The sequence below is a fragment of the Pseudoxanthomonas mexicana genome (assembly GCF_010093385.1).
Lineage (GTDB): Bacteria > Pseudomonadota > Gammaproteobacteria > Xanthomonadales > Xanthomonadaceae > Pseudoxanthomonas_A > Pseudoxanthomonas_A mexicana.
In genome coordinates this window covers 1-24,916 of record NZ_PDWV01000008.1, presented here as the reverse complement: position 1 = coordinate 24,916, position 24,916 = coordinate 1, and the positions used below count along the sequence as shown (strand labels likewise).

The following is a 24,916-nucleotide window of genomic DNA, read 5'->3' as shown; positions in this document are numbered from 1 at the left end:
CACGGCGCATTCGGCGGCGTGCGTGCGCATGTTCGATCCACGGCCGGCCTGCGGCAAGGCGTCCGCCCGCAACGATCCGTTGCCCGGCGCGATACCGCACGCCTGTACCACCTGCGTGCTGCGACGCGGGATCGCTGCGTTTACCTGACCGCCCGCGCGGGCGCCGAAGGGGGGCATCGCGGCCAATTCCGGGGGCCAGGGCAGCCAAAGCCGACGCCATCACGCGGACTTAATCCCGTGGCGCCACGAACGCACCACCATGCGCCGCTGTACGGTCGCCGCCCCCACGCGTGCCGCACGCCAAGGCAGTCCATCCCGTTGAACGTCCACAGACTCTCGCCGGAGGATCCGATCATGGTTGCACCCGTACGACCCGCACGCCTGCCGCTTGTCCTCTCCACCGCAGCGCTCGCCATCGCCATCGCCGCGCCACTCAAGGCCGAAGAAGGCGACTACAGCTTCTGGCAGACCCTGGTGAACCTGGTCTCGCCGCCCAAGGCCGACAACAAGGTGACCGCCGCGCAGCGCACCGGCAGCTATCCGCTGCTGTCCAATCCGTCCGGCTTCAGCGACGGCTTCCAGCCCGGCCGTTACGACGCCTGGCAGACCATCCAGCTGGCGCCCTCGACCGGCGCGGTCTGCGGCGACGGCTCGCCCTTCAAGTTCTTCGTCAACCGCGTGGCCGATACGCGCAATACCATCGTCTACATGGAGGGCGGCGGCGCCTGCTGGGACTACGCCAGCTGCACCGGCCAGACCGGCGTACGCGGCGCACGCAATCCCAACGGCATTCCCGACGACTACATGAGCCTGCTGAACCCGGGCGCGAGCCTGGTCAGCCCCTTCGTCACCCGCGTCAGTCCGTTCGATGCGGTGAAGACGCAGGGTTGGAACATGGTCTACATCCCCTACTGCACCGGCGACATCTACAGCGGCGACCGCGTGGCGGTCTACGACGACCCGAGCGGGCAGAACGCGCCGCTGGTGTGGCACCACAACGGCGTGCGCAACGTGCGCGCGGTGGTGAGCTGGCTGAAGGACAACCTGCCACGGCCCACCCAGATGCTGTCCACCGGCTGCAGCGCCGGAGGTGCCGGCAGCCTGACCAGCTACCACCCGCTGCGCCGCGACCTGGCGCCCACGCGCAGCTTCCTGATCGACGCTTCCGGTCCGATCTTCCCCACGCCGAAGAACGGCAACCCGGTCGACTATCCCTCGCAACCGCTGATGGCCCTGATCCGCAGCGCCTGGGGGCTGGACCAGCCGAACGGCCCGCTGCCCTATCTCGCCAGCGGCCTGCCGCAGTTCGATCTCGACGAACTCGGCAGCCTGTATCCCGCGCTGTCCAGCAAGTATGCGAACGACCGCCTGGGCCATACGCACTTCTGGAAAGACCTCAACTACTCCTCGTACTCGTACGAGCGCCTCTATCCCGACATCGCCAATGCACCCGACCAGGCGACCAAGGAAGCCCGCATCCATGCGCGCTGGGACATGGACACCGCACGCCTGCGCGACCGCCTGAATGGCCTGGACAACGTCGGCGGTTATTTCCCGCAGTACCGCGCGCTCAACGAAAGCCACTGCCCCACCCTCGTCGACTTCAAGAACGCCGACGTGCAGGCGCAGAACCTGGAACTGAAGCACTTCATCGACAGCGTGCTGGATGGCCGGGGCAAGGTGCTGGATGCCAGCGAGCAGGACGACAAGGCCGACAAGGCCAAGCCGTTCAACCTGCTGTACTGGCTGGTGGACCAGTTGCTGGGGTGATGTCCGGGTCCGGGACCGTCGTGCTTCGACGGTCCCGGCACAGAGGGGGTCCTGCATGAAGAAATGGCTGACGCTGCTGGTGCCCTGCGTGGTTCTCGTCGCCGCCATCGTCTGGTGGAAGCGCGACGACCCGGGCAAGCCGGTCGCGCCGCGATCATCGGTTGAAGCGGCCGACGGCGTGTCGCCCCTGGCTTCCCTGCAAGCCACGCCACAGGCGCAGGAGCACCTCGAGCGCCAGCGCTTCGAGGCCGATGCGAAAGACTTCTTCGCGCGTTCCGCGTCGTTGCGCGTGGTGGAACGCAGCGAACGCGCCGATGCGCTGACGCGCCAGATCGACAAGTACGAAGCCGCGGGCGGCCTGTCCGCGGGCGAAGCCGTGCTGTTGCGCACCGCGCTGGTCAAGGCGACCGTGGACGATCCCGCGCGGCAGGCGGAGCAAGTCGCGGCCATCGCCGACCGCTATCGCGCCCACGCCGACCGGCGCATGGCCGCCTTCCTCGAACAGCAGCGCAACGACCCGCGCTTCCAGACCTACAAGGCGCGCGAAGCGCAGGTGGTCGCCGAGGTGATGGCCGCCACCACGATTCCCGCCGGCCTCACCCGCGACCAGTACCTGCGCCAGCGCCTGCAGGAAGAACGCGAGCGGGCATATACGCCGTAGAACCGGCTCGTTGTAGGAGCGACGTGAGTCGCGACCGCACGCTCTCCGCCGCCACCTCCCCTCGCTCACCCAACATGGCGACGCGGAATGGACGCTATCAGCTACGCATCCGCGATATTCAATTCATGCGGTCGCGACTCACGTCGCTCCTACAGAAGAGCAGAACGCCTCACCGCACCTGCCATGGCCGTTCGCGGATGCGGTACAGCACCAGGTAGACGCCAGACACCCACGCGATGCCCGCCGCCCAGCCGCCGAGGATGGCGGACGGATAGTGCACGCCCAGGTAGATGCGCGAGGCCCCGACGGTCAGCGCGAACAGCGCAGCGAGCACGACGGCCGGCCAGCGGAAGCGCGTGTGCCAGCAGAGCAGCACCACCACCATCGCCAGCGTCGCCGAGCCCATCGCGTGGCCGCTGGGGAAACTGAAGGTGTGCTCGGGCGCGATGGACTCCCACAGCGCCGGCCTGTCGCGCTGGAAGAACTGCTTGGTCGCCATGTTCAGCAGCGCGGACCCACCCAGCGAGACGCCGGCGAAGGTCGCTTCTCGCCAGCGACGCGCGACCAGCAGGCCCAGCGTCAGCACGATGTCGGCCGGGACCACGCCCCACTGGTAGCCGAGCGCCGACACCACCACGAAGAACCGGTCCAGGGTCGGGCCGGACAGCGCATGCGCGTGCCAGAGCAGCGCATCGTCGAAGTAGAAGTCTTCCAGCTCGGGGATTTCGTCGGCCAGTTCGACGAACAGCCACAGCGGCGCCAGCAGGCAGAGGAACAGCAGGAGCAGGCGCCGGCCGTGTTCACGGAACAGGCCGGCGATGAAACGCCGGCCGTTCGCCAGCGGGTCAGCCGGCCGCACGCGCGTACTTGGCCTCGACGTAACTGTCGATCAGGGCGATGAACTCCTGCGCGATGTTCTCGCCGCGCAGGGTGACCTTCTTTTCGCCATCGACGAAGACCGGCGCCGCGGGCGCCTCGCCCGTGCCCGGCAGCGAGATGCCGATGTTGGCGTGGCGGGATTCGCCCGGCCCGTTCACCACGCAGCCCATCACCGCCAGGGTCATGTTCTCGGCACCGGGATGGGTCACCTTCCACTCCGGCATCCGGCCGCGCACGTGTTCCTGCACGACCTTGGCCAGTTCCTGGAAGAACTCGGACGTGGTGCGGCCGCAGCCGGGACAGGCCGTGACCATCGGCGTGAACGCGCGCAGGCCGGTGGTCTGCAGCAGTTCCTGCGCGACGATGACCTCCTGCGTGCGCGACTGGCCCGGTTCCGGCGTCAGCGAGATGCGGATGGTGTCGCCGATGCCTTCCTGCAGCAGCACCGCCAGCGCGGCGCTGGACGCCACGATGCCCTTGCTGCCGATGCCGGCCTCGGTCAGGCCCAGGTGCAAGGCGAAATCGGTGCGGCTGGCCATGTCGCGGTAGACGGCGATCAGCTCCTGCACGCCGCTGACCTTGGCCGACAGCACGATGCGGTCGCGCGGCAGGCCGATCTCGACCGCGCGTTCGGCCGAATCCACCGCCGAACGGATCAGCGCCTCGCGCAGCACGCGGCCGGCGTCCCACGGCACCTCGCGCGCGTGGTTCTCGTCCATCAGCTGCGCGGCCAGCGCCTGGTCCAGCGAACCCCAGTTGGCGCCGATCCGCACCGGCTTGCCGTAGCGGATGGCGAACTCGATGAGCTGGGCGAACTGGGTGTCCTTCTTCTTGCCGAAGCCCACGTTGCCCGGGTTGATGCGGTACTTGGCCAGCGCTTCGGCACAGGCCGGCTCGCCCGCCAGCAACTGATGGCCGTTGTAGTGGAAGTCGCCGATCAGCGGCACCGAGATGCCCATCATCTCCAGCTTCTCGCGGATGCGCGGAATGGCGGCGGCGGACTCGGGATTGTTGACGGTCAGGCGGACCATCTCCGAGCCGGCGCGCCAGAGTTCGGCGACCTGCTTCACGCTGCCGGCGATGTCGGCGGTATCGGTGTTGGTCATCGACTGCACCACCACCGGGCGGCCGCCGCCGACGACGGTGTTGCCGATCTGGACGGCCTGGGTGATGCGGCGCGGCCAGGGCGCGGCGTCGGTAGGGGGCGTGGGGCGGGTGACGGCGTCGTGCATGCCGGCATTGTAACGTGGGCGCCCCGCCCGCCTGCGACGCCGTGCCGCAGGCCGCGTGGGCGCGCTTGCACTAGCATGTACCGATGCCGAATACCCTGCTGACCACCACGCCGTCGTTCCTGCGCACGCTGTGCAACCTGCGCTGGGTGGCGATCGTGGGCCAGGCGGTGACCGTGCTGGTCGCGCTGGGTCCCCTGGGCATCGCCCTGCCCCGCTGGCCGCTGTGGGGCGGGATCGGTGCACTGGCCCTGTTCAACGTGTACGCCACCTGGCGCAGCCGCCGGCCCGGCGAGGAGCGCCCGGGGGAAGCCTTCGCCCACATGCTGATGGACGTGGCGGTGCTGTCCTGGCTGGTGGCCCGGGGCGGCGGCATCGGCCCCCCGTTCAGTTCCATGTTCCTGCTGCTGATCGCCGTCTCGGCGCTGGCCCTGCCGCTGCGCTGGGTGCTGGCCACCGGCGTGGCCTGCCTGCTGGGCTACATCATGACCGCCGTGTTCGGCCGCCCGCTGCCGCACCTGCATGGCGGCCAGTTCAACGTGCACCTGTGGGGCATGGCGGTGAACTTCGTGCTCTCGGCCGGCGGGGTGCTGTACTTCTCCCCCCGCCTGGTGGCCGCCTTGCGGATGCGCGAACAGGAACTCGCGCGCCTGCGCGAGCGCTTCGCGCGCAACGAGGGCATCGTCGCGCTGGCCACCCACGCGGCTGCCGTGGCGCACGAACTGAATACCCCGCTGGCCACCCTGACGCTGCTGGCCGAGGACATCCGCGAGCACGCCAGCGACGCCGATGTCCGCGACGACGCCGGCACGATGCGCCAGCTGATCGACGTGTGCCGCGACCGCGTGCGCGCGCTCGCCGCCTCGGCCGACATGGGCGTGCGCCAGCGCGTGGACCTGGACGACGTGGTGCAGCGCTGGCAGCTGATCCGCCCGACGGTGGAACTGCAGCGCACCGGCGCCCTGCCCCCCTGGCTGGCCACCGACGCCTCCACCGGCCACCTGCTACAGGCCCTGCTGAACAACGCAGCCGACGCCAGCCGCCAGGCCGGATCGCAACGGGTGGACCTGGACCTGCGCTGCGAGGGCGACGAACTGGTGGGCACCGTGCGCGACTACGGCAACGGCTTCCACGAATCGGTGCCGTTCCAGTCCGAACAACTCTTCCGCACCAGCAAGCCGAAGGCATGGGGGTGGGTCTGGCCCTGTCGCACGCCACCATCGAGCGGTTGGGTGGGCGCATGACCATGCGCGCCGTGCCGCCCAAGGGCGTGCAGGTGCAGTTCCGCCTGCCGGTGGCGGGCAACGACGAATCTCCCTGATGCGAGGCATCCGATGAAAGGCCTGCTGGTCGACGACGACGAACTCTACGCGCGCACGCTGCAGCGCAGCCTGGCGCGCAAGGGCATCGAGACGGAAATCGCACTGGACGCGGCCAGCGCACTGGCGCGGGCGCGAGAATACCTGCCCGACTTCGCCCTGGTCGACCTGAAGCTGGGCAGCGATTCGGGCCTGACCCTGATCGAGCCGCTGCGCGCCCTCCGCGCCGACATGCAGATCCTGCTGGTCACCGGCTACGCCAGCGTCGCCACCGCCGTGGAATCGATCAAGCGCGGCGCCGACGACTACCTGCCCAAGCCAGCCACCGTGCCGACCATCCTGCGCGCGCTGGGCCTGGAAACACCCGCCACGCCGATCGACGACATCGAGGCTGCCGAAGACACCATGACGCCGCTCAGTCGGCTGGAATGGGAGCACATCCAGCAGGCGCTGGCCGAAACCGAAGGCAACATCTCCGCCGCCGCACGCCTGCTGGGCATGCACCGGCGCTCGCTGCAACGCAAGCTGGCCAAGCGTCCCGGACCGGAGCGACGCTGGGTCGACGAATAGCGGTCAGCGCGATGGATCGCGGTCGGCGTCGACCGCGATGCCCGTCCCATGCCGGCAGCCGATGCGCCGCCAGCCTCAGTACGCCAGCTGCAGCTTCACCCAGGCGGTCCGTCCCGGTTCGTTGATCCGCACCGGATCGGCGGGATAGCCGAAGTCGGCGCTGCCGGACAGGTTGAGGTGCTCGCTGTAGGTGCGGTCGAAGACGTTGTCGATGCCGGCGATCAGCCTGACCTGGTCGTTGAACCGGTAGCCGCCGTTCAGCGCGAGCGTCGCGAAGCCGGCGCTGGGGCCCAGATCGCGCCCGACCACGTTGCCCTGGTCGAGGGCCACGCGATCCTGTTCCGCCACGGCGCGCAGCAGCACCCCCGCGCTCCACCGCGGACCTTCGTACGCGGCGGTGAGCCTGGCCTCCAGCGGCGGCATCTGCGGCAGTGCGCCGGCATGACGGACCTCGCCCCATGCGTGGGCCAGGGTGGCGCCCAGCTTCCAGCCCTCCCGGGGACGGAACTCCACCCCGGCTTCCGCGCCACGCACGCGGGCATCCACGTTCGCCACCGACGACATCATCCCCATCATGCCGCCGCTCATGTAGGAAAACAGGATGTAGTCGTCGATGCGGCCCGCGTAGGCCGACACCCAGGCGTCGACCCGCGCGCTGCGGTACTGCAGGCCGATGTCCAGCTGCGTGGTCTGCTCCGGCGCGATGCCCGCGAACGCATTCGGCGCACCCATCGGCCCCCTGTCGGCGGAGAACAGCTCCCAGTAGTCGGGCATGCGCTCGGTGTGCCCCACCCCGGCGTACCAGGTGACGAGCACGATAGCGAGGTCGTGCTCGAACCGCACGAAGCCCCCCGGCAGCGTCTCCTTCCGGGTCAGACCGGCGGTCGGATTCGGCATGCCCATCATCCCGGCCGTCGCGCAACGGTCCTGGACCTCGGCGCGATCCACGCGTGCGCCCGCCACCAGCCGCTGCTGCTCCGCGACGTGCCACGTGCCTTCGGCGAAGGCGCCGCGCGTCTCGAACCGCGCATCGGTTTCCCAGGGCTCGGCGCGATAGGTGCCGCGGCCCATCGCACTGCGCTGGCGATGCCGGCTGCGCTGCATGTCCACGCCGCCCGTCAGTTCCCAGCCGTCGCCCTTCGCGCTCAGCGCCGTGCGTCCGCCATCGGTGCGGCGTTCCACGTTCGCCGCCATCGGCAGGGGCATGGCGCTCATCGGGTTGGGCTCGCGCAGCGTGTAGTTGTCCATCAGATGGTCGGCCTGGTTGCGGAACACGCTGGCTTCGACGGATTCCAGCACCCCCGGCAGGTCGCGCTTCGCGAACCGCAGGCTGGCGCTGTCGCGGCGGAACATCGAGCCGTCCATGCCGCGGCCCGCATAGCGCGCCTCGCCATCGCCGATGCCCGCGTTGAACTCCAGCAGCGTGTCCGCGTCCGGCGTCCAACCCAGGGCCAGGTCGGCGTTCCACTTCTTCCGGGCCGAGGGCCCGCGCCGGCCGTCGCCATCCTCGTAGTCGTCGGCCTCGGAGCGGTTGGCGCTGAGCCGTGCATAGCCACGCGATGCACCGGCGGTCGCATCGAGCACCTGGTCGTTGCGTCCGTGCGAGCCACCCAGCAGGCTGCCATCGACACGCAGGCCGGGCGCATCGAAGCGCGGTGTATCGCGTTCGAAGCGCACCGTACCGGCGGATGCACCCGGCCCCCACAGTACGGTCTGCGGTCCCTTCACCACCACCAGCCGGTCGTAGGTTTCCGGCGCCACGTAGGACAGCGGGTTGTCCATGCGCGCTGGGCACGCGCCGGGCATGCTGCCATCGTTGGTCAACAGGTTCAGGCGCGAGCCGAACATGCCGCGCAGCACCGGATCGCCGTTGGTGCCGCCGTTGCGCAGGGCGGTGAATCCCGGAATGGTCTTCAGGTAGTCGGCGCCGTCGCTGGCAGGAACGGGCTGGCGCGGCACGGTCGGGTCGGTCTCGTAGGTCAGCGGCGAGACGGGTGCGGCGGTGACGACCACGCGATCGAGCGTGTCGGCGTCGGGGGCGGTGTCGGCGTGCGCGATGGCAGACGTCGCGCATGCGAAGGCGACCGCGATGGCGAGGGGACGGCGAAGGAAGCATGGATGCATGAAAGACTCCAGTAGGCGGGTGACCGGCACCCGCAGGGATTCGAAAGGGAAGAGACGACGGCGGCGATCTCAGTGGTGCGGCGCCGCCGCACCGAGCGGCCTGACCTCGAACACGACCGGCATGCGACCCGCGCGCTCGAACACGAGCGTCGCGTCCACCTGTTCGCCCGCCGGCAGTGCGCGCGTGGGCTGGATGAACATCAGGTGGTGGCCACCCGGCTTCAGTTCGGCGGTGGTGCCTGCGGGCAACGGCAGGCCATCGACCAGCTCGCGCATCCGGGCCACGCCTCCCTCGTCGCGCATCTCGTGGATCTCCACGCGCTGCGCCGCGGCGCTTTCGACCGCCAGCAGGCGGTCATCGGCCGACGAGCCGTTGCGGAGGGTGAGGAAGCCGCCGGCCACCGGCGCGCCCGGCGGCGTGGCGCGCAGCCACGGCCCGGCGACGGTCACGGCGGCGGATGGCGGGGCCGGCTGCTGGGTTTCATGGGGAGACGGCTGGCAGGCCGACAGCAGCAGTATCAGGCTGGCAAGGGAACGTTTCATGTCGTGGTTTCCGTATCGGATGTGGACGAGAAGGTGTCGAGCAGGGTCAGCGGCCGTGCATGCGCGGCCACGCGCCCCAGGCCGCACAGGCCCAGTGCGCAGGCCCACGCGATCAGCCAGCTGCCGACGCAGAGGAAGAAGATCGTGTCCATGGCAATCCCGGGGGATGCGGTCAGAAGGTCTTGCGCAGCACGATTTCCCAGCTGCGCGGATCGCCGAGATAGGCCATCGTGCTGCCCAGCGCGTACACCACGTGGGTGCGGTCGCCGAGGTTGCGGCCACGCACGCTAAGCTCGGTGCTCCCGTTCCACTTGAAGCCCAGGTGCGCGCCCCAGGTGGCGTAACCGGCGGTCGACAGCGTGTTGGCGGCGTTGGCGTAGCGCGATGAGACGCCGCGGACATCCAGGCCCGCCGACCAGCGCGGACCGAACGCGTAATCCACCCACAGGTTGCCCACGCGCGAGGGCGTGTTGGTGGGGCGATTGCCGGCGCGCGACACCGGTACGCCGCCGACGTTCTCGTAGAAAGCGTCGAGCGTGGCATCCACCCAGGCCAGGTTGCCCTCGACCTTCAGCGCCTCCAGCGGTCGCCAACCGAACGTCGCTTCGATGCCCCGCGAGGACTGCTGCCCCACCGGCAGCGTCTGCCCCGGATTGGCGGGATCGGTGATGGCGAGGTTCCGCCGCACGATGCGGTACGCGGCCAGCGTGGCGAAGTGGCGCGCGTCGCGCGACTGGAACTTCGCGCCGACCTCGCCCTGCCGTCCCGTGGTCAGATCGAAGTCGCGCAGCGTGGCGAAGTTGGCGGTGCTGAGGATGCCCGCCGGCGGATCGGCCGCGGTGCTGTACTGCGCATACACGCTCGCCTGCGGCGTGATGGCCCAGTTCAGCGCGACACGTCCCGTGGTGGGCGCGTACTCGCGCTCGAAGCGTGCGGGATTGGTGGCCGTGACCACGCGGTGGTTCACCACATCCAACACGATGCGGTCGCGGCGCAGGCCGGTCAGCAGCGACAGCGAAGGCGTCAGCTCCGTCAGGTTCTCCAGGTACAGCGCCTGCGTGTGCAGCCGGTTGGTGCGGTCGGGCGTGTAGACGATCGACGTGCCGGGCACGTCGAGGAAGCGGCCCGGCGTCACGGCGTCGAGCGGCACGGTGTCCACCGTGGCCGACAGCGACAACGGAAAGCGCGTCTGCCGGTTGTAGCTGACATCCAGACCGGTCGCCCATCGCGTCGGCAACCCGAACAGCGCGCCGTCGTGGCTCCACTCCAGCCGGTTGCCGTAGACCTGCTGGTCGTGCCGCTGCAGCAGCGTGCCGGAGCGGATGACGCCGTCGTTGTCGGCCGTCAGGCGATAGCTCTCGACGTTGCGGTAATCGCGCAGCGCGTCGTAGTGGTAGACCGTGTTGCGCACGGTGTCGTGCTCGCCCGGCGTCCACTCCAGCAGCGAGCGTACCCAGCGCACGTCCTGTCCGTAGTAGCCGTCGGCGACGTTGTAGTTGCGACCCATCGTCTGCGGCAGCACCGACAGGCGACCGGTCGCCGGCTGGCGCACCGGCGTGCCCCAGTAGGGACGATGACTGTCCTCCTGCTGGAACTCGACCGCCAGCGTGTGGCGCAGCGTGGGGGCGACCTGTACCAGCCACGACGCCGCGAGCGTCGAGGCTTCGCGCGCCTGCCCGTCGATCCCGCTTTCGGCGTCGCGCGAGCTCGCATCCACGCGGGTCGCCTGGCGCGCGTCGTCGCCCCCCAGGCGCACGTTGGCCCCCATCGCCAGCGTGCCGTCGCGGAACGAGCCCCACGAAGCCTGCATGCCCGCTTCGTCGCGATCCAGCCGGGCCAGGCGGGTGACGTAGTTGATCGTGCCGCCGACCGCGCCGGCGCCGTACAGGAAGCTCGATGGCCCGCCGATCGCCTCCACCCGCTCGTACTGCCATGCATCCACCGGACGCGCGGCGATGCTGGCGTACTGCACGTCGATGCCGTTGAACAGCTGGGTGATCTGGCTGCCGGAGAAGCCACGGTAGGTCACCGCATTGCCGTTGCCGGGCGGCGATGCCACGGGCAGGCCGGGAATGCCGGCCAGCGCCTCCTGCGTGGTGCGCACGCCGCGCGCATCCAGTGTGTCGCGATCGATCACGGTGACCGACGCCGGCGTCTGCAGGAGGCTCAGCGACAGGCGGGTGCCGGTGCCGGCCGTCTGTTCGAGGTCGGCCTTGTGGCCACTGACTTCAACCGTATCTAGCTCGGTGGCGCGCGCGCCATCAGGCAACACGACGGGTTCGGCGGCATGCGCGGACAGGGCAAGCGAGAGGGCCGCGGCTACGGCCACGGACAGGCACGACGCGCGCGGCGTCGCCCGGGACATCAGGGACATGGAAACTCCAAAGCACAAGGACGCGGCGCATGGGCCGCACGGTCAACCAGGGGTCTTGTGGTTCAGAGCAGGACGGGCGGCCCTTGCCCGCCCAGGCCACGCAGGCGCAGCCGCCTAGCGCGTGGAAGCGTTACGACGCTTGCGATCGCGTCGCCGGCCAGACGGGGGAACAGCAACGCGATGGCCAGCAGCAGCAAGGGCAGCGCCGCCGCCAGCGTGCAGTACGCGCAATCCGGGCCCATCGGCATGCCATCGGGCAGCGCCGACTTGCCGGCCGGCGACTCGGCGCGCGTGTCGACCCATTGGATGCCCTCGGTGGTGCACAGCTCGGTCCAGCCGGCCAACACCTGCGGCCCGTCGCTCGCCATCCACCGCGTGATGGATGGCGCGAACGCCATCAGCAGCGCGGCCAGCAGGGCCAGCTGCAGCATCGGTCGGAGGAAGGCGTGCGAGCGGATCACCGTGGAATTCTAAGCGTTAAGGACTCTGGAGGTCAGATGCGACGGAATGTCGCACCCGTCTCATCGGGGCCACCTTACGCGTGCGCCGTGCAGGCCCGGCACGTCGACGGCCACATCGGTCCACACCAGCCATGCGGCATCGTCGTGCCACTGCAGGCGAGGGATTCCACTCGCCCGCCCACGCGCGGACAGGGTGGCCACGCGCACGTGATGCGCCTGCCGCCACGCGTCGTCGTAACGGCCCAGCACCAGCGTCTGGCGCTCATCGGGTGCCTGCTCCAGCCAGCTCACCAGCAGATGACCGTCGCCGCGTGCCAGCCCCAGGCGACCCAGCACGTGCGGGCCCTTCGCCAGCGTCACCGGCGCGCCGAACGTGTCGCCCGCATCCGTGGAGCGCGCTGCCCGCAGCTCCGGCATGCCCTCCGCTTCCGTGTACCACGCGACCCAGACCGTCGCGCCATCGGCGACCACCACGGGCCCGTTCACCGGGCATCCCGCGATCCGCCAGCCGTCCACATGCACGTCGCGCGGGGCCGTCCAGCGTTCGCCATCGAAGCGGACGATGCGCGTGTCGCGGATCTCGTCGTCGCTGCGTCCCCGGTAGACGACCACGACACCGCGATCCGTCACGGCGGACGAGGTGGTGCAGCAGTCGCAGGTGGACGTGTCGAGGGGCCATTCGGCGTCCTGCTTCGCCTCCGCGTCGTAGATCGCGGCACGCAGCATCATCGGCGCGCCACCGCCGTGATGGCCGTCATCGTGATGCGCATGCGCGCCCTCGACGGCCTTCTGCCGGCTGTCCAGCCAGGCGATGCCCAACCGGTCGCGCGCCTGCGGCCAGAACGTCACGAAGCCGTGATCGCCCGGCGTGCCGGTGGGATGCACCAGCTGCGGCGCGCTCCACGTCGCTCCTCCATCGCCGGAACGCACCAGGTCGATGCCGTAGTCCATGCGCGAGGGCCCCGTGCTGCGCAGCCAGTGCGCCCACAGCGAACCGTCCGGCAAGGCATGGACGTGCGGTGTGTCGGCCCAGTTGACGAACCATTTCGCGCCTTCGGCGATCGTGCGCGGCACCTGCCAGTCCCCGGACTGCGCAGGGCGACGGCTGAATCGCAGCCGATGCCCGCCCTTGTCCATCGGCTCCACCCAGCTCAGCAGCAGCGCACCGTCCGGCGCAGTGACCAGGTCGGGTTGCGCGGCAGGGGCGGGTGACGGCAGGCGCAGGTCTTCCACCTTGGGTTGGGTGGCGCCGACGGCGGTGGCCGGCGCGTCGGCGGGCGAACAGGCCGACGCCGCGACGATGAGCATCGGCAACATGAAGCGGGGCCAGCGGGACAGGGGCATGCGGACGTTTCCGGCCATCGGGACCCCGGCATTCCATCACGGAATGCGACTGCCCGACTGCGACCGCGTGTCGCAGGCACTTGCGTCGCCATCCGGCGCCACCGTTTATCCTTGCCGCATGACCGACACCGCCCGCGACATCCTGACGCCCACCCAGCTGAACACGCTCGCCCGCGATCTGCTGGAAGGCGCGTTCCCGCTGGTGTGGGTGGAGGGCGAACTGGGCAACGTCACCCGCCCCGCCTCGGGCCACCTGTACTTCACCCTGAAGGACGCGCGCGCGCAGGTGCGCTGCGCCATGTTCAAGCCCAAGAGCCAGTGGCTGAAGTTCGCGCCACGCGAGGGCCTGCGCGTGCTCGCGCGCGGTCGGTTGACGCTGTACGAAGCACGCGGCGACTACCAGCTGGTCATCGACAGTCTGGAAGAAGCCGGCGAAGGCGCGCTGCGAAGGGCGTTCGAGGAACTGAGGGCCAGGCTCACCGCGGAGGGCCTGTTCGACGACACGCGCAAGCGTGCCCTGCCCGCCCACGTGCGGCGCCTCGGCGTGCTGACCTCGCCCACCGGCGCGGCGGTGCGCGACGTGCTGAGCGTGCTGCAACGCCGCTATCCCCTGGTGGAGGTCGACGTGCTGCCCGTGCAGGTGCAGGGCGAAACCGCGGCGGGCCAGATCGTCGACATGCTGCAGCGTGCGGCGCGCAGCGGGCGTTACGACGTGCTGCTGGTCGCCCGCGGTGGCGGCTCGCTGGAGGACCTGTGGGCCTTCAACGATGAGCGTCTGGCGCGCGCCATCGCGGCCTCGCCGGTCCCCGTCGTGTCCGCCATCGGCCACGAGACCGACTTCACCCTCGCCGACTTCGCCGCCGACCTGCGCGCACCGACGCCCTCGGTCGCGGCCGAACTGCTGGTACCGGACCGGCGCGACCTGCTGGCGCGCGTGCAGGCACTGCAGCGCCGGCTCGCGACGACCCAGGCGCATCGGCTGCGCAACGCCATGCAACGCGCCGACCGCGCCGCGTTGCGCCTCCATGCGCTGCGACCACAGGCGCGCCTGGAGATGCTGCGGCGTCGCCAGGAAGACGCCGCACGCCGCCTGCATGCGCTGTGGCGCGACCAGCAGGCGCGTCGCCAGGCCGCACTCCGCCATGCCGACGCCGTGCTGCGCGCCCAAGCACCCCGGCGTCGGCTGGAACAACTGCGCGCGCGGCTGCTGGCCCTCGCCCCCCGCCCCCAGGCCGCGGTCGCACGCACGCTGCAACGCGACGCCCTGCGCCTGCGCGCGCTGGCGCGTTCACTGGAAGCCGTCAGTCCGCTGGCGACCGTGGCACGCGGCTACGCCTTGATCACCAAGGAAGACGGCACCCTGGTGCGCTCGGTGGCGCAGGTGCAGCCGGGTGAGCGCGTCGACGCACAGGTCGGCGATGGCCGCCTGACGCTGCGCGCCGAATCCTAGGACCGGTCCACGGCCCCATCTCTTCAACGCGCGGCCAGCCGGACGCGCGCGCCACATCAGGAGCACGACATGATCACCCGCGAACAACTGGTCGAGATGTTCGACAACATGGCCAGGGAAACCTCCTGGGACCTGGGCAAGCCGCTGGTGTGGGGCTATTTCTTCACGCATGGCTCGCGTCCCGCACTGGAAGCGGTCGTGCCGCTGCTGCAGGCGCAGGGCTACCGCGTCATCGCGCTGTACCTGGAGGACAAGGACAACCGGAAAGACCCGGACCTGTGGTGGCTGCATGTCGAGAAGACCGAAGTGCACACGCCCGACAGCCTCCATGAGCGCAACCAGGCGCTGTACCGCTTCGCCGAAGAACACGGCCTGGATGCCTACGACGGCATGGATGTGGGTGCCATCGACTGACGTGACACGATCGCGCGTGGGGGGGGGGATGCGGAGGCCTCCCTCGCGCAACCCCATTTCCCGACCCCGCGCGTTCGACTCCCTGTCCCACACACGGAGTCACGCCATGTCGCACCGTCTGACCGTCACCCTGCTGGCCGCCGCCCTGCTGGCCGCCTGCCAGTCCAGCCCCACCGCACAGCACACACCCGAGGCGGAAGCGGCCACTGCCGCGGCCGATGCCCAGCTCACCCGCCAGGCCGCGGCTGCCGCACGCAGCGAGCAGGCCACGCTGGACAGCATCGTGGTGACCGGAACCCGCCTGCACCACGAACAGGCCAAGACCGCCATGCCCACGGGGCACGTCTACGCGCCGCCATCACCGCCGGCGCCGGTGATTGCGATGGAATACCGCGTCGCCCACGCGCCGCTGGCCCAGCCCGCCACGCCGGCCAACACCGAGAAGTACGCCGAACGCGACGACAATCCGGTCAAGCGCACCCTCGACGAACCCGTCTCCACGTTCTCCGTCGACGTCGACACCGGCAGCTACAGCAATGTGCGGCGCATGCTGCGCGAGGGCCAGCGTCCGCCGGCCGACGCCGTGCGCGCGGAGGAATTCATCAACTACTTCCGCTACGGTCATGCCGCACCGACGGACCGCAGCCGTCCGTTCAACGTCACCACCGAACTCGCCCCTGCGCCCTGGAACGCCAAGCGCCAGCTGCTGATGGTCGGCATCAAGGGCTACGACGTACCCAAGGCGACGCTGCCGCCGGCCAACCTGGTGTTCCTGCTGGACACGTCGGGTTCGATGGAATCGCCGGACAAGCTGCCGCTGCTGAAGCAGTCCTTCGCCCAGCTGGTGCCGCAGCTGCGCCGTCAGGACCGCGTCAGCATCGTGGTCTATGCGGGCTCGGCCGGACTGGTGCTGCCGCCCACGCCGGGCGACCGCCACGAGGAGATCCTCGCCGCGCTGGACCGGCTGCAGGCCGGGGGCAGCACCAACGGCGGCGACGGCATACGGCTGGCGTACGCGATGGCCAAGCAGGCCTTCGTCAAGGAAGGCGTGAACCGCGTGATCCTGGCCACCGATGGCGACTTCAACGTCGGCACCGTCAGCCAGGATGCGCTGGAAACGATGGTGGCCGACCAGCGCAGGTCGGGCATCGCGCTGACCACGCTCGGCTTCGGCACCGGCAACTACAACGATGCACTGGCCGAGAAGCTGGCCGATGTGGGCGACGGTAACCATGCCTACATCGACACGCTGCAGGAAGGCCGCAAGGTGCTGGTGGACGAGATGCAGTCCACCCTGCTGACCATCGCCCGCGACGTGAAGATCCAGGTGGAGTTCAACCCCGCGGTCGTGTCCGAGTATCGCCTGATCGGCTACGAGAACCGCGTGCTGGCCAACGAGGATTTCGCCAACGACAAGGTCGATGCGGGCGACATCGGCGCGGGCCACGAGGTCACCGCGTTGTACGAGATCACGCCGGTGGGCAGCGGCGCCGACCGCCTGCCCGCGCTGCGCTATGGCGACAGGCAGGTGGCCGCCGGGGCCCCGACCGACGAGGTCGCGCACGTGCGCCTGCGCTACAAGCTGCCGGGGCAGGACAGCAGCCGCCTCATCGAGGCGCCGGTCGCACGCACGTCGCTGACCACGCAGCCCAGCGACGCGTTCCGGTTCGCCAGCGCGGTGGCGGCCTACGCCGATCTGTTGCGTGGCGGCCAGCGCATCGATGCATGGGATTGGCGCGATGTGGCCCGCACGGCACGACAGGCCGGCGGCCGCGACCCGCACGGACTGAAGGCGGAGTTCATCGAGCTGGTCGACCAGGCACGGAGGCTGGTCGCGGTGCCGGACGATGCGCCCGCCATCGCCGGCGAGTGAGTCGCAAGGAGGGCGGCATCGACGCCGCCCTCCCGCTTTATCCGGCCTGTACCGTGTCTGCTACGCCGACCTGCTCCAGGCTCGCCATCGGCCGTCCCAGCAGGTAGCCCTGGCCCAGATGGCAGCCCAGCTCGATCAGCGCGCTGCGCTGCTCCTCGGTTTCCACGCCTTCGGCGATGGTCTCGATGCCCAGCGTGCCGGCCAGCGCCAGGATCGCACGCACCAGCGCCAGGCTCTCCGGTCGTGCTTCGGCGCCCAGTCCCGACACGAAGCTGCGGTCGATCTTCAACACGGAGATCGGGAACCGGTGCAGGTACGACAGCGCCGAGAAGCCGGTGCCGAAGTCGTCCAGCTGCGCCAGGATGCCGTGCTGGCGCAGCGTGCGCAGGATGCGCAGCGTGCGCGGGGCGTCGTCGAGCAGCGCGACTTCGGTGATCTCCAGCCGCAACCTGGCCGGATCGGCGCCATGGGCCTCGAACATCGCCAGCAGGCGATCGCCGAAGTCGGGCGAACGGAAATGCCGCGGCGACACGTTCACCGAGATGTAGCCGTCCACGCCCCGCGCGATCTGCCGCACCACCTGCTCGTACAACAGCCAGTCGACCTGTTCGATCAGGCCGCTGTCCTCGCCCAGGCCGATGAACTCGGCCGGCAGCAGCAGGCCACGGCGCTCGTGCTGCCAGCGCAGCAGCGCCTCGTGGCCGATCACCCGCCCGTCGTCCATGCGGCGGATGGGCTGGTAGAACGGCAGGAAATCGCGATGGTTGATCGCGCGGCGCAGGTCGGCCTCCAGATCCAGGCTCTGCATCGCCGCTTCGCGCATGGCTTCGTCGAACATGGCGCAGCGGTCGCGCCCCTGCTCCTTGGCGCGGTACATCGCGGCATCGGCATCGCGCAGCAGCTCTTCGCCATTGCGGTAGCGCGGGTGCCACACGGCGATGCCCAGGCTGGCGGAGGGAAACAGCTCGCGGCCGGCCACCCACATCGGCCGCCCCAGCACCGCCAGCAGGCGCTGGGCGAAGTCGCGCACGTTCTCCACGCCGTCCGTGTATTCCACCAGCAGGGCGAACTCGTCGCCACCCAGGCGCGAGACCACGTCGTCCTCGCGCACGCTCATGGTGATGCGCCGCGCCACCTCCACCAGCAGTTCGTCGCCGGCGGCGTGGCCCATGCTGTCGTTGACCAGCTTGAAGCGGTCCAGGTCGAGGAACAGCACGGCGAAAGCCTGGCCGTCGCCATGCCGTGCGCGCTCGATCGCGGCCGACAGCCGGTCCAGCAGGTGCGGACGGTTGGGCAGACCCGTCAGCGCATCGTGGGTCGCCTGGTAGGTGAGCTGCTGCTCGGCCCGCAGGCGCTCACCGATCTGTGCGCGCAGCTGGTGATTGGCCTCGGCCAGTTCGCGGGTCCGTTCGTCCACCCTGCGCTCCAGTTCGGCGTGCGCGCTGCGCAGGCGTTCATGCGTGCGCTGCCGGTCCAGTCCGTTGCCGATGTGATGGGCCACGAACGTCAGCAGGTTCTGGTCGTGCGAGGTGAACTTCACTTCTTCGGTGTAGCTCTGCACCACCACCGTACCGACCACGTCCTCGCCGCGGAACAGCGGCACGCCCAGCCAGCTGTACGCCGGCGGCCCGTGCTGCTGCAGCTTGCCCTGCTCTGCCAGCTGGGCGATCACGGGGCGGTCGGCCAGCAGCGGGCGGCCCGTGGCGATCACGTACTCGGTCAGGCCATTGGTCATGCGCCGCGACTTGCGCATCGGATCGCGCTCGTCGATCGAGTAAGGGAAGCTGAGTTGCTCACCGTCGTCCGAGACCAGGGCGATGTAGAAGTTCCGCGCGTCGATCAGTTCGTCCACCACCACGTGGACGTCGGCATAGAAGCGTTCGAGGGTCTCGGAGGTGATGGCGAGTTCGGTGATGCGGAACAGCGCGCGCTGCAGCTTTTCGGCACGCTTGCGCTCCATGATCTCGGCCTGCAGCTCGCGGTTGGCGCGCTGCAGCTCGTGCGTGCGCACCGCCACGCGATGCTCCAGCTCCACGTGCGCGTGCTTGCGGTCCAGCGCGGTCAGGATGTGCTGGGCCACATACCCCAGCAGCGCGCGGTCCTCGTCGGCATAGCTGGCGGGCGTGTCGTAGCTCTGCACGACGATGGCGCCGCAGACGCGGTCGTCGCGGCGCATGGGCACGCCCAGCCAGTCCAGGCTGTCCGGCCCGTGCGACGGGTCGCGGATCACGCCCAGCTTCTGCCGGATCACCGCCGACGGTCCCCGCAGGGGCTGGCCGTGGCGCAGCAGCGCGAACGTCATGCTGTTGGCCATTTCCTCTTCGCCGAACTCGCGCTCCGGTTCGGCCACGTACGGATCGCGCTGGTCCGCGAAGTACAGGAAGCGGACCGTGCGGCGCTGGTCGTCGTAGAGGACGATGTAGCAGTTCTCCGCATACATCAGCGAGTTCACCACCGCATGGATGCGGCGGAGCATCTCGGGCATCTCCAGGTCGGCACCGGCCAGATCGGCGATCTCGTAGAGGGCCTGCTGCAGCCGCTTGGACTTCTCCAGGGACACGATGCGCGCCTGCGCGCGCGAGGCGTCCAGCGTGGTTTCCACCAGGGTACGCGCCAGCGCCAACCATGCCGATTCATGCTCGGCCGGCCGGGCGTGCGCTCCGGCTACCGCCAGCGCCATGCGGGCGTTGCCGTCGGCATTGTCCCAGGCGTGCACGCAGAGGTCCGGATCGTCGTGCTCGGCCGCGTCGGCCAGCGCCTGGTCCGCACGCCGCCGCAGCGCCACCGGTGCCCCCGGCGTGGCCGCGCTGCCACCGCCCAGCGCCCAGTCGCGCCAGCACACCGCCAGCTCCGCGCCCGGCGGCAGCAGGCCACACAGGGTCGCCGCGATCCGCTCTGCGGGCGACGCGGGCGTGCTGGCCGGATTGTCTGCGCTGACCGATGGCGTAGGCATGACCGTGTCCCGACAGAGACGGTGCGTGAATCTGGATATCCCCCACGGCGAGCATACCGCCAGCCGGGCCCTGAACGGAAACGACCACCGCAACCCCGCCGCACGTTCCGGGCCGTTCCGGAACAGGTGCGCCTTTTCCCTGCTCCCGCCAGATCCGCCCTCCGGTCGGCCTCCCGCGCGCGGCTCGTACCGGCTGCCCCTGCGCGTCCCAGCTTCACGCGCACGCGCGGACCGCTTACGCTGGTGCCGGTGAACGACCTTGCCGAGCCTGCCGACGAAACCCTGATGCTGGCCTACGCCAGCGGCGACGCGTCGGCCTTCGAACAGCTTTACGCACGCCATCGCGGGCCGCTGTACCGGTTCCTGCTGCGGCACCTGCGCGACGCTGCGCTGGCGGACGAATTCTTCCAGGACACCTGGCAGCGCGTCATCGCGGCGCGCCAGGGCTGGAAACCGGAAGCCGCGTTCGGGACCTGGCTGTACCGGATCGCGCACAATCGGCTCAACGACCACTGGCGCGCACTCAAGCACCGCCCGCCCGCACCCGAGGACGCCGAGGCCCGCACCGAGCGCGTGCCGGACCCGGACACGCCGGAGCGCCAGCTGTCGCAGTTCGAACAGCGGCGGCGCCTGCAGCTGGCCATGGACGAACTGCCGCCGGAGCAGCGCGAAGTGCTGCTGCTGCGGCTGGAACAGGAACTGACCCTGGAGGAGATCGGCGAGATCACCGGCGTGGGCCGGGAAACCGTGAAATCGAGGTTGCGGTATGCGATGGACCGGTTGCGGACGAGATTGAACGAATGAAGACCCCCCACGAGCCCCTGACGCCCGAAGAACGCGCGCTGGCGCAGTCGCTGTCCCGGCTGGGTCCGCACGGCGGTCCCTCGCCCGGACTGGACGCGCGCATCCTGGCGGCCGCCCGCGCAGCCGTGCAGGATGCGCCCGCGCCGGGTGGGCAGGTACCGCCGCCGCGTCGCCGCTGGCCCCTGGGCCTGGGTGTGGCCGCCTCGGTCTTGCTTGCCGCCGGCGTCGCCTGGCAACTGCGCCCTGCCTACGAGGTCCCGGTGGCCAGCGAGGTACCGGCCGCGGCGCCTGTCCGCGCGCCCGCCGGGGTGATCGACAGCGCCGAGGCCGACATCGATCCGGCCGCCGCCAGCGCCGCCCCCGTCGCCGTGCAGGAAGCGCCTGCCCCGGCGCTGCCGCCCGCGGCCCCTGCCGACGCCGCGGCGTCAGGCCCTGCGCGCAAGAATGCCGAAGCGGCCGCGCGACAGGAGGGGACACCCAAGCGGGGTCCGCTGGGACTGATTCCCGCAGTGCCCGGCCTGTCCGCACCTGAAGCGCCGCGGATCACGCGTTCCGCGCCCCAGGCCTTCCCGGCCGAGGCCGCCAGCGCGCCGGCACCCGCGTCGGCGCCCGCCCCGGTGGTGGCGGACGAAGCGATGGAGATGCAGGACAGGGCGGCTGCGGCACAGGCGCGTGAACGCGCGGCCGCACAGCAGCAGGAACAACGGGTCCGCTACGAAGAGGCGCGGCAGGAGAAAGCCCGGGCCACCGACGCCCGTACGCTGGATTCGATCACCGTGACCGGAAGCCGCATCCAGAACCGGGGGACGCCCACCCGCGTTCAGGACGCCGTGCCGGCGCCCACTGACGTGACGCCGCCCTCGCCGCCCGCACCACCGCCTCCGGCCGCCAGCGCCGGCAGCAGCCAGCCCAGCGCCGCCCGCACCGCGTTGCGCCGCACCGACCTGCAGGTCCCCGTGGACGAGGACACACGGCTCCCGCCGGACGAATGGCTGGAACGCATCCGCCTGCGGCGCGACCTCGGTGACAGCGCGAATGCGTTGCGCAGCCTGCAGCTGTTCGTCCAGGCGCACCCGTTCCAGCGCGTCCCGGACGATCTGCGCCCCCTGCTGGGAACCCCGTGACCGACACGCTTGCCGGGCGCGCCTCCCACCTGCTGGAGGTGAAGCACAGCCGTTTCCTCGCCCAGGCCGCGCCGGTCGCCACACCGGACGACGCGCTGGCATTCCTGCGCGAGATCGCCGTACCCGATGCCACGCACAACTGCTGGGCCTACCGGATCGGAGGCGAGTACCGTTCCAGCGACGACGGCGAGCCCGCCGGCACGGCGGGGCGTCCGATCCTGGCTGCGATCGATGGCCAGGGCTTCGACCGGGTGATGGTGGTGGTCACCCGCTGGTATGGCGGCATCAAGCTGGGGGCCGGCGGCCTGGTGCGCGCTTACGGCGGGGCGGCGGCCGAGTGCCTGCGGCAGGCGCCGCGCCTGCCCGTGGTGGCGATGACGTCCCTGGTCCTCGCCTGTCCGTTCGACGATCTGGGCGTCGTGCATGGCGCACTGGCCACCCATCTGGCGGTGAAACAGGACGAATCATTCGACGAATCCGGTGCCCGGCTCGTGATCGAACTGCCCGCCGATCGCGCGGACGCCTTGAAAACCCAGCTGCGCGACGCCACCCGTAACCGTGTGCGCGTGATGTCGGCCACGGCCTGACGCGCTGCGCGAGGCGGATGCGGGAGGCGCTGCGGGGTCCCGACGGACCGCAACGCCTCCCACAGTCGCCTTGATCCGATCTCCCCGATGACCGACAGCGCCACCGATACCCCGGACCCTTCCAAATCAAAGGCCAAGCTCGGCACGCTGCGCGCGCTGTGGCCCTTCGTGCGCCAGCATGCGGGCTTGTTCGCCGCCTGGCTGTGTGCGCTGGCGCTAGCGTCGGCGGCGACGCTGAGCTTCCCGGTCGCGTTCAAGCAGATGATCGACGGCGGCTTCCACAGCGGCGGGAACATCGATCGGGGGTTCCTGGGCGTCTTCATCGTCGTACTGGTGCTGGCGATCGCCAGCGCAGCCCGCTTCTATTTCGTCTCGCTGCTCGGCGAGCGCGTCGTGGCCGACCTGCGCAGGCAGCTGTATGGGCACCTGGTCGGGCTGGATGCCGAGTTCCATGACCGCACCCGCAGCGGCGAACTGGTCTCGCGCCTTTCCGCCGACAGCGAACTGCTGCGCAGCGTCGTGGGCAGCAGCATGTCGGTGGCCCTGCGCAGCAGCATCACGGTGATCGGCAGCATCGTGATGCTGTTCGTCACCAGCCCGAAGCTGGCGGCCTACGCGCTGGTCGGCATTCCGCTCGCGGTGCTGCCCATCGTGCTGGGCGCCCGCCGGCTGGAGAGAGCTTCGCGCGCGAGCCAGGACCGCGTGGCCGACGCCAATACGCTCGCCAGCGAAACCCTGGGCGCCGTGCGCACCGTGCAGGCGCACGCGCGCGAGTCGTATGCACTCAAGCGCTTCGGCGATGCGGTATCGGTCGCCGTGGAAACCGCGCGCAAGCGCTTCCGCGCGCAGTCGCTGGTCCCCGCCACGGTCATCACGCTGGTGTTCGGCGCGGTGGTGCTGGTGCTCTGGTCGGGTGCGCACGACGTGATCGGCGGACGCATGACGACGGGCGAACTCGGCCAGTTCGTCTTCTATGCCCTGATCGGCGGCGGCTCGGTGGGCGCCCTGGCCGAAGTCTGGAACGAGCTGCAGCGCGCCGCCGGCGGCATGGGCCGGATCGCCGAACTGCTCAACGAAACGCCGACGATCCGCGCGCCCGCGTCACCGCGTCGCCTGCCTGCCCCGGTGAAGGGCGAGATCCGCTTCGACAACGTCTCGTTCCACTACCCCTCGCGGCCCGACCTGCCCGCGCTCGACGATTTCAACCTGACCGTCAACCCGGGCGAAACCGTCGCCCTGGTAGGCCCGTCCGGCGCCGGCAAGAGCACCGTGTTCTCCATGCTGCTGCGCTTCCACGATGCACAGTCCGGCAGCGTGCGCATCGACGGCGTGGACCTGCGCGACCTCGACCCCGCCCACCTGCGCGAACACATCGCCCTGGTGCCGCAGCAGCCCACCATCTTCGCCGCCAGCGCCGCGGAGAACATCCGCTACGGCAAGCTCGACGCCACGGATGCCGAGCTGCAGGCGGCCGCCGAGGCCGCCGAAGCGGACGACTTCATCCGCGAACTGCCGGGAGGCTTCGACAGCCAGCTCGGCGAACGCGGCGCGCGCCTGTCCGGTGGCCAGCAGCAGCGCATCGCCATCGCCCGCGCCCTGCTGAAGGACGCCCCCATCCTGCTGCTGGACGAAGCGACAGCGCACTGGACGCCCAAAGCGAGCGCGCCGTGCAGCATGCACTCGAGCGGCTGATGGCCGGACGCACGACGCTGGTCATCGCGCACCGGCTGGCCACCGTGCTCAAGGCGAACCGCATCGTGGTGATGGATCGCGGCCGTATCGTCGCCCAGGGCACGCATGCGGAACTGCTCGCCCAGGACGGCCTGTACGCGGAACTGGCGCGCCTGCAGTTCCTCGACTGATCCGCCGGCGGCGATGACGGCCGCCCGCGCACGGGTCTAGGATGCCGTGTTGCCCGCAGGAGACCGCGCATGATCCCCGAACCGTTGCCGCCGCTGCTGCGCGGCCTGGGCACGCTGCTGATCCTGCTGACCAGCGCGCTGGTCGTGACCGTGGAGCGTCGCGACAATGCCGAACGTGCCGAACAGGCGCACCTCGCCCGTATTGCGCTGAAGGCGGAACGATCGCTTCAGCAGGGCCGCGCGGACACGGACGCGCTCGCCGCCGAACTCAGGCTGCTGCGCCTGCAACTGCAGGACAACGACCTGGCCGACGAAGTCTTCGAAAACCCGTGGTTCCAGTGGCTGGGTCTGCTGGGCACCGGCCTGATCGCGGCCTCGTTCTTCGCCGAATGGCAGCTCAAGCGCAGCATTGCCCGCGCAGCACGCGCGGTGTCGCCGGACGGCTAGGTGTGATCTCTCGGTAGGTTGTTCATCCGGGGCATCTCTGGAAGATGGGGGTTGCGAAGCCAACCCAGCCCCCAGGAGCCCCGGATGAACCTGCATAAACATGCCCGTTTGAGCCCGCGCGGTCGAGC

19 protein-coding genes and 2 pseudogenes are annotated in these 24,916 nt (G+C 70.2%); 12 read left to right on the top strand and 9 right to left on the bottom strand.

Annotated elements, in window-relative coordinates; translation table 11 throughout:
- The first annotated feature begins 354 nt into the window (after positions 1 to 354).
- Together CSC76_RS04785 and CSC76_RS04780 are read left to right on the top strand one after the other, a co-directional pair.
- Positions 355 to 1,770 (top strand): pectin acetylesterase-family hydrolase, encoded by a 1,416-nt coding sequence (locus CSC76_RS04785; protein WP_162108897.1) that lies wholly within the window; start codon positions 355 to 357, stop codon positions 1,768 to 1,770.
- 55 nt (positions 1,771 to 1,825) lie between these two features.
- Entirely contained in the window at positions 1,826 to 2,431 is a 606-nt protein-coding gene (locus CSC76_RS04780) for a hypothetical protein (protein WP_162108896.1), read from the top strand.
- Positions 2,432 to 2,600: 169 nt separating this feature from the next.
- Here the strand turns inward: CSC76_RS04780 and CSC76_RS04775 are convergent, their stop codons facing one another.
- Complete coding sequence (locus tag CSC76_RS04775; RefSeq protein WP_425500834.1) at positions 2,601 to 3,290, bottom strand: phosphatase PAP2 family protein; 690 nt, start codon at positions 3,288 to 3,290, stop codon at positions 2,601 to 2,603.
- Positions 3,277 to 4,542: a flavodoxin-dependent (E)-4-hydroxy-3-methylbut-2-enyl-diphosphate synthase gene (gene ispG, locus CSC76_RS04770; RefSeq protein ID WP_162108895.1), complete on the bottom strand. Its 1,266-nt coding sequence runs from the start codon at positions 4,540 to 4,542 to the stop codon at positions 3,277 to 3,279. Before ispG ends, CSC76_RS04775 begins: the two co-directional genes overlap by 14 nt.
- 83 nt (positions 4,543 to 4,625) lie before the next feature.
- On the opposite strand from ispG, the pseudogene CSC76_RS04765 reads away from it, so the two are divergent.
- Both CSC76_RS04765 and CSC76_RS04760 read left to right on the top strand, forming a co-directional pair.
- Positions 4,626 to 5,860: pseudogene (locus CSC76_RS04765) on the top strand (ATP-binding protein).
- Positions 5,861 to 5,873: 13 nt separating this feature from the next.
- Positions 5,874 to 6,428 carry a response regulator transcription factor gene (locus CSC76_RS04760; RefSeq protein ID WP_162108894.1) on the top strand — a complete coding sequence of 185 codons (555 nt, stop codon included), beginning with the start codon at positions 5,874 to 5,876 and terminating at the stop codon, positions 6,426 to 6,428.
- 75 nt (positions 6,429 to 6,503) lie between these two features.
- On the opposite strand, the gene CSC76_RS04755 is transcribed toward CSC76_RS04760, so the two are convergent.
- From CSC76_RS04755 to CSC76_RS04730, 6 genes are all read right to left on the bottom strand, one after another.
- Positions 6,504 to 8,552 (bottom strand): TonB-dependent copper receptor, encoded by a 2,049-nt coding sequence (locus CSC76_RS04755; protein WP_162108893.1) that lies wholly within the window; start codon positions 8,550 to 8,552, stop codon positions 6,504 to 6,506.
- A 69-nt stretch (positions 8,553 to 8,621) separates the two neighbouring features.
- Complete coding sequence (locus CSC76_RS04750) at positions 8,622 to 9,095, bottom strand: copper chaperone PCu(A)C (protein WP_162108892.1); 474 nt, start codon at positions 9,093 to 9,095, stop codon at positions 8,622 to 8,624.
- Positions 9,092 to 9,247 (bottom strand): hypothetical protein, encoded by a 156-nt coding sequence (locus tag CSC76_RS04745; protein ID WP_162108891.1) that lies wholly within the window; start codon positions 9,245 to 9,247, stop codon positions 9,092 to 9,094. The genes CSC76_RS04750 and CSC76_RS04745 overlap by 4 nt, the downstream gene beginning before the upstream one ends.
- A gap of 20 nt (positions 9,248 to 9,267) precedes the next feature.
- A complete protein-coding gene (locus tag CSC76_RS04740) occupies positions 9,268 to 11,469 on the bottom strand; it encodes a TonB-dependent receptor (RefSeq protein WP_238394873.1) in 2,202 nt (733 codons plus the stop codon).
- 62 nt (positions 11,470 to 11,531) lie between these two features.
- Complete coding sequence (locus CSC76_RS04735) at positions 11,532 to 11,930, bottom strand: DUF2946 family protein (protein ID WP_162108890.1); 399 nt, start codon at positions 11,928 to 11,930, stop codon at positions 11,532 to 11,534.
- A 60-nt stretch (positions 11,931 to 11,990) separates the two neighbouring features.
- Positions 11,991 to 13,274 (bottom strand): sialidase family protein, encoded by a 1,284-nt coding sequence (locus CSC76_RS04730; protein ID WP_162108889.1) that lies wholly within the window; start codon positions 13,272 to 13,274, stop codon positions 11,991 to 11,993.
- Between the two features lie 118 nt (positions 13,275 to 13,392).
- Here CSC76_RS04730 and xseA point away from each other — a divergent pair, with 118 nt between their 5' ends.
- The 3 genes from xseA (at position 13,393) to CSC76_RS04715 (ending at position 17,011) form a co-directional block, all read left to right on the top strand.
- Complete coding sequence (xseA, locus tag CSC76_RS04725; protein ID WP_162108888.1) at positions 13,393 to 14,724, top strand: exodeoxyribonuclease VII large subunit; 1,332 nt, start codon at positions 13,393 to 13,395, stop codon at positions 14,722 to 14,724.
- Between the two features lie 69 nt (positions 14,725 to 14,793).
- Positions 14,794 to 15,138 (top strand): ribonuclease E inhibitor RraB, encoded by a 345-nt coding sequence (locus CSC76_RS04720; protein ID WP_162108887.1) that lies wholly within the window; start codon positions 14,794 to 14,796, stop codon positions 15,136 to 15,138.
- 106 nt (positions 15,139 to 15,244) lie between these two features.
- Positions 15,245 to 17,011 (top strand): vWA domain-containing protein, encoded by a 1,767-nt coding sequence (locus tag CSC76_RS04715; protein ID WP_162108886.1) that lies wholly within the window; start codon positions 15,245 to 15,247, stop codon positions 17,009 to 17,011.
- 37 nt (positions 17,012 to 17,048) lie between these two features.
- On the opposite strand, the gene CSC76_RS04710 is transcribed toward CSC76_RS04715, so the two are convergent.
- Positions 17,049 to 19,964: a bifunctional diguanylate cyclase/phosphodiesterase gene (locus CSC76_RS04710; protein WP_162108885.1), complete on the bottom strand. Its 2,916-nt coding sequence runs from the start codon at positions 19,962 to 19,964 to the stop codon at positions 17,049 to 17,051.
- A 285-nt stretch (positions 19,965 to 20,249) separates the two neighbouring features.
- On the opposite strand from CSC76_RS04710, the gene CSC76_RS04705 reads away from it, so the two are divergent.
- The 5 genes and pseudogenes from CSC76_RS04705 to CSC76_RS04685 all read left to right on the top strand — a co-directional run bounded on the left by CSC76_RS04705 (position 20,250) and on the right by CSC76_RS04685 (position 24,788).
- Positions 20,250 to 20,768: an RNA polymerase sigma factor gene (locus CSC76_RS04705; RefSeq protein ID WP_276533567.1), complete on the top strand. Its 519-nt coding sequence runs from the start codon at positions 20,250 to 20,252 to the stop codon at positions 20,766 to 20,768.
- Positions 20,765 to 21,892 carry a hypothetical protein gene (locus CSC76_RS04700; protein WP_162108883.1) on the top strand — a complete coding sequence of 376 codons (1,128 nt, stop codon included), beginning with the start codon at positions 20,765 to 20,767 and terminating at the stop codon, positions 21,890 to 21,892. The genes CSC76_RS04705 and CSC76_RS04700 overlap by 4 nt, the downstream gene beginning before the upstream one ends.
- The gene (locus CSC76_RS04695) at positions 21,889 to 22,479 is read left to right on the top strand and encodes an IMPACT family protein (RefSeq protein ID WP_162108882.1); all 591 of its coding nucleotides are present in this window, start codon (positions 21,889 to 21,891) and stop codon (positions 22,477 to 22,479) included. The genes CSC76_RS04700 and CSC76_RS04695 overlap by 4 nt, the downstream gene beginning before the upstream one ends.
- 87 nt (positions 22,480 to 22,566) lie before the next feature.
- Positions 22,567 to 24,341 (top strand): annotated as a pseudogene (locus CSC76_RS04690) (ABC transporter transmembrane domain-containing protein).
- 69 nt (positions 24,342 to 24,410) lie between these two features.
- Positions 24,411 to 24,788: a hypothetical protein gene (locus CSC76_RS04685; protein ID WP_162108881.1), complete on the top strand. Its 378-nt coding sequence runs from the start codon at positions 24,411 to 24,413 to the stop codon at positions 24,786 to 24,788.
- Positions 24,789 to 24,916 lie beyond the last annotated feature (128 nt).

Excerpts from the sequence above, each read along its gene's own strand:
- ispG (WP_162108895.1), bottom strand. The coding sequence starts at position 4,542 with ATGCACGACGCCGTCACCCGCCCCACGCCCCCTACCGACGCCGCGCCC.
- CSC76_RS04720 (WP_162108887.1), top strand. The coding sequence starts at position 14,794 with ATGATCACCCGCGAACAACTGGTCGAGATGTTCGACAACATGGCCAGG.
- xseA (WP_162108888.1), top strand. The coding sequence starts at position 13,393 with ATGACCGACACCGCCCGCGACATCCTGACGCCCACCCAGCTGAACACG.
- CSC76_RS04710 (WP_162108885.1), bottom strand. The coding sequence starts at position 19,964 with ATGCCTACGCCATCGGTCAGCGCAGACAATCCGGCCAGCACGCCCGCG.
- CSC76_RS04785 (WP_162108897.1), top strand. The coding sequence starts at position 355 with ATGGTTGCACCCGTACGACCCGCACGCCTGCCGCTTGTCCTCTCCACC.
- CSC76_RS04760 (WP_162108894.1), top strand. The coding sequence starts at position 5,874 with ATGAAAGGCCTGCTGGTCGACGACGACGAACTCTACGCGCGCACGCTG.
- CSC76_RS04730 (WP_162108889.1), bottom strand. The coding sequence starts at position 13,274 with ATGCCCCTGTCCCGCTGGCCCCGCTTCATGTTGCCGATGCTCATCGTC.
- CSC76_RS04755 (WP_162108893.1), bottom strand. The coding sequence starts at position 8,552 with ATGCATCCATGCTTCCTTCGCCGTCCCCTCGCCATCGCGGTCGCCTTC.
- CSC76_RS04745 (WP_162108891.1), bottom strand. The coding sequence starts at position 9,247 with ATGGACACGATCTTCTTCCTCTGCGTCGGCAGCTGGCTGATCGCGTGG.
- CSC76_RS04705 (WP_276533567.1), top strand. The coding sequence starts at position 20,250 with ATGCTGGCCTACGCCAGCGGCGACGCGTCGGCCTTCGAACAGCTTTAC.
- CSC76_RS04715 (WP_162108886.1), top strand. The coding sequence starts at position 15,245 with ATGTCGCACCGTCTGACCGTCACCCTGCTGGCCGCCGCCCTGCTGGCC.
- CSC76_RS04750 (WP_162108892.1), bottom strand. The coding sequence starts at position 9,095 with ATGAAACGTTCCCTTGCCAGCCTGATACTGCTGCTGTCGGCCTGCCAG.
- CSC76_RS04685 (WP_162108881.1), top strand. The coding sequence starts at position 24,411 with ATGATCCCCGAACCGTTGCCGCCGCTGCTGCGCGGCCTGGGCACGCTG.
- CSC76_RS04740 (WP_238394873.1), bottom strand. The coding sequence starts at position 11,469 with ATGTCCCTGATGTCCCGGGCGACGCCGCGCGCGTCGTGCCTGTCCGTG.
- CSC76_RS04780 (WP_162108896.1), top strand. The coding sequence starts at position 1,826 with ATGAAGAAATGGCTGACGCTGCTGGTGCCCTGCGTGGTTCTCGTCGCC.
- CSC76_RS04700 (WP_162108883.1), top strand. The coding sequence starts at position 20,765 with ATGAAGACCCCCCACGAGCCCCTGACGCCCGAAGAACGCGCGCTGGCG.